1 protein-coding gene and 2 pseudogenes are annotated in these 2,953 nt (G+C 72.8%); 1 reads left to right on the top strand and 2 read right to left on the bottom strand.

Translation table 11 applies throughout. The features are described from left to right. Window positions 1-1,052: pseudogene (locus tag DI269_RS01050) on the bottom strand (hypothetical protein); the annotation flags it as partial. 9 nt (window positions 1,053-1,061) lie between these two features. Next, the gene (locus DI269_RS01055; protein ID WP_112133304.1) at window positions 1,062-1,385 is read right to left on the bottom strand and encodes a hypothetical protein; all 324 of its coding nucleotides are present in this window, start codon (window positions 1,383-1,385) and stop codon (window positions 1,062-1,064) included. 171 nt (window positions 1,386-1,556) lie between these two features. On the opposite strand from DI269_RS01055, the pseudogene DI269_RS01060 reads away from it, so the two are divergent. After that, window positions 1,557-2,953, top strand: a pseudogene (locus DI269_RS01060) (hypothetical protein); the annotation flags it as partial.

Raw genomic sequence — 2,953 nt, forward strand, 5'->3', positions numbered from 1 at the left:
GCCTGGGGCCCAACGGGATTCCCGCTGGAAGCACCGAGATCGGCCGAGCCGAGACCGCCGCCTCCTCCGCTTCCGAGTCCTCCGCCTCCGGCGAGACCGCCCGAGGGGAGCTCGGCTCCCTCACCGAGTTCGGCAGGGTCCCAGTCGCTCTCGTACCCGGGGATCTCGGGCGCGTCGTAGTCGACGGGGTCAGGGGACTCGTAGTCGGGGACCTCGGGCTGCCCGGGGTCGACCTCGCCGGGCTGGTCGGGGTCCTGCTGCGGGTCCAGTTGCTGATCCTGGTCGTCCTCGGCCTTCGGGCCCTCGGGGTCCTTCTCCTTGTCGGCGTCCTCGGATTCCTTGTCCTTGTCGTCCTCGTCCTTCTCGGAGTCCTTGTCGTCTTTGTCGTCCTTGCGGTCCTCGTCGTCTTTGCCAGTGGTGTCCTTGCCGCCGGTGTCCATCCCAGTGGTGTCCTGGTCGTCCTCGTCGGCGGTGATGTCGGTCCGGCGGTCGGTCTTCTCCAGCGAACTCGCCTTGTCCGGCAGCGGTTCGAGCTGCTCGGCGGCGCCCGTGAGGCCGGCGCCGGTAGCCGCGTCGGTCGCGGTGAGCACCGCGAGGCCGAGCTGGAGCTGCACGGTGCCTTCATCGGCACGCGCCTGGAACAGCGCCTGGAGCATGGGGCCAAAAGGCCCGGCGGCGGCGATCGCGGCCCAGTGGACGGCGCCGAGCTCGACCTTCGGCGCGGGCTGCACGTTGAACCCGGCGCCGCGGTACGACGCATCGGTCGCCTTCAGCTGCTCCACCATGGACTCCATCGCGGTGCCGCCCGCGTTGAGCAGCTCGGCGGCGTCGCCGACCTGCGAGACGACCTCCTCGACGTGGTCGTCGACGACCACCGCGTCGGCGTTGAACGCGGTGTTGGCCGTGTCCTCCCAGCCGGCGTTGATCTCGACGACCGTCGCGTCGTACTCGGCGCGGTGCTCGGTCAGATCCGTTCCGGCCGCGGACATCTCGGCGGCGTAGTCGACGAACGCGGCCGGGTTCGCGGCCAGCGCCTCCTCGTACGTGGGCATCGGGTCCTCCTAGCTCGGCCGCTTGACGGGCGTGCGGTTCTCGATCCGGCGGAAGTCGGCGCCGACGCCGCCGTCGGTGCCCTCCATGTCGTCGGCGCTGCCGGCGACCTGCTCGCCCTGCCAGGAGACGCGGCGCTCGACGCTCGCGGTGACCTCGCCGAGTGCGGTCCGCCAGCGCACGCCGGCGTCCCCGGTGAGGAACCCGGCGTTCCCCGTGGCGGCGGTCTCGGCGGGGGCCTCGACCCGGTCGGAGGCCTTGCGCGCTCCGGGGGCGATGGTCTTGAGGTCCGCGCCGCCGCCGCGGACCTTCTCGACTTCCATGTACACGTTCACTGGTCCTCCTCGCGGCCGCGCCGGGGGCGGACTCGCCCGGCGGCCTCCACTGCACTGTGCCCGCCGCCGTCACGGTCCGGTCCCGAACCGGGCGGTGCGAAGTCGTGACGTTTCCATGACGCTCCGGTCTTCCATTGGGACGCACGCCAAGGACCAGGGAGGTGCACCGGCATGACGGACGGCGGGTTGATCGAGGGCTCGGCCCCCAGCGGGAACGCGGGCTCGGAGTACGTGACCGTGCTCGGCGCCGATTCGGTCGACGCGGGCGGCGGCACGGCGCTCGTGTACGACGACGCGGCGGCCTACGAGACGACGGCCTACGACGAGACCGCTTACGACACAGCGGTTTACACCGAGCCGGCCGCGAGCTCGGAGATCGCCTTCGGCGACACGACTTCTTCGGGCGGCGAGCGGGCCGGGTGCTCGTCGGGGGCCTGCCCGCACCCGGTGGCGCATCCGGCGGAGGCCGACTGGGAGCAGCTCGTCTCGGCCGTCCCGGTCGAGGGGCAGCTGGGGCGGTTCAAGCCGCGCTGCGAGGGGATGTCCTACCCGACCGAGGACGACTTCCGGTCGGCGGTCGCGGCGGTGCGGCCGCTGGAGCCGGACTCGTTCTCATTGCAGCGGTTGCGGACCGGCTGGACCGAGGAGGTCGCGGCGGCGCTGGCCGACTGGCCGGGGCTGCTGAAGGCGCGGCTCGCGGAACTGGCGAACGGTTGGGCGGGAACGGACTTCGACGCGTTCGGCGAGCAGGCCGACCAGGCGAAGGCCCTCGTGCAGGGCGTCCTCGACGACATCGAGGACGCGGCCGCGGAGCTCAAGCACCGCGAGGAGGCGATCTACACGCTCCAGGGCGGGGACTCCGGCGAGATCCCTTATCCCGCACCGCTGGTCGGCGCGGACGGGGAGTGGACGAGCCTGGTCGCGATCCACGTGCGGCCGGCGTGGTGGCACGGGGACTGCATCCAGATGGGTTGCGAGGAGGCCGAGGCGGCGCTCGAACTCGGCGGGGCGGACCCGGCGATCGCGGCGGAGGTGCGGTCGTTCATCGAGGAGCGCGCGGGGACGGCGGCGGTGGACGCGGTAGTCGCCGACGTGCGGGCTCAGGCCGGCGAGGAGGCGAAGACGACGTTCGCTTCGCGGATTTCGACTGAGTTGGCCGAGTATGCGGAGCGGCAGGCCGCGATCGACGAGTCGATCGGGGAGAAGCTCGGCGGCCAGAGCGAGCAGCTCGCGGCGATGCAGACCCCGGGCGAGGACCGGCCGTACCCCGACAGCGCAGATTCCTCCTATATGGACTTGGAGTCGCCGTCGATGGAGCAGCCCGCCCCGCCGGTCAACCCGCAGGCGACACAGGACCCGACCCCGGTCCCGCCGGGCGGCGACGGGACGGTGAACGCCGAGGCCCCGGCCGAGTCGACGCCTGCCGAGGAGGCTTCGGGCGGTGCGGTCTCGGGCGGCCTGGCGAGCGGCGGAGGCGGGTTCGGCCCGCTCGGCGGCGTCTCCGGCGGCGGGGGCGCGATGGTGGCCGGCGGCACTGCGACCGTCACGGGCGGCGCCCCGGGTTTCAC

Origin of the sequence: Glycomyces dulcitolivorans, from assembly GCF_003265355.1 — a bacterium.
GTDB classification, from domain to species: Bacteria; Actinomycetota; Actinomycetes; order Mycobacteriales; family Micromonosporaceae; genus Glycomyces; species Glycomyces dulcitolivorans.